Consider the following 706-nt stretch of genomic DNA (forward strand, 5'->3'; position numbering starts at 1 on the left):
TGCCCATCAACTGCAACATCGTCGACTTCCCGGACCCGGACGGCCCCACCACCGCGAGCAGTTCGCCCGCCCCGACGGTCAGGTTCGCGCCGATCAACGCACGCACCCCGCCCGGGTAGGAACGACCCACACCGTCGAGTTCGATCACCGGCACCGGGGCTCCGGGATCGGGCACCCCCGGTTCGACGCTCCCACGCGCCGCTCTGAGACGCCTCCTCCTCATGCCTTGGGCACCCCGACCTTCAGTCCCTCGGTCACGCCCTCGCCGGTGACCTCGACCCGCCCGTTCGCGAACATCCCGAGCTCGACCTTCAACAGCCGCGTGCCGCCGTCGGGTTCGACCGCCTCGACGCCGTAGCCGCCCTCGGCGAGCGCGAGCAGCGCGTTCACCGGGACCGTGAGCACACCCTTCCTCTCCTTGCCCGTGAACCCGACGGTCACCGGCGCACCGTCCAACGTCCCCGCGTCCTTGGGCTGATCCAACGCGATGTCGACCGGAATCGTCGCCTTCTCCTGACCCTGCGAACCCTGGGACTGGTCGCCCTCCTTCGCCACCGTCCCGACCTGCGTGATCGTGCCGCTCGCCGACTTCCCACCGGGCAGGGCGACCTGGACCTTGGCACCCTTCGAGGCCAGCGTCTGCTTGTTCACCGGCAGATTCACGGTCACCCGACGACCCGTCCCACTCGCCTTGAACAACGGCCCC

The 706-nt window shown here is 69.7% G+C and carries 2 protein-coding genes; both read right to left on the reverse strand.

The annotated features are described in order from the left end of the window. The coding region (locus EMA17_RS53695; RefSeq protein ID WP_126634751.1) for an ATP-binding cassette domain-containing protein at positions 1-223 on the reverse strand (223 nt) is incomplete at its 3' end. After that, on the reverse strand, positions 220-706 hold a 487-nt coding region (locus EMA17_RS00040; protein ID WP_503826230.1), incomplete at its 5' end, for an efflux RND transporter periplasmic adaptor subunit. The genes EMA17_RS00040 and EMA17_RS53695, both read right to left, overlap by 4 nt.

The sequence above is a fragment of the Embleya hyalina genome, assembly GCF_003967355.1.
Taxonomy (GTDB): Bacteria; Actinomycetota; Actinomycetes; order Streptomycetales; family Streptomycetaceae; genus Embleya; species Embleya hyalina.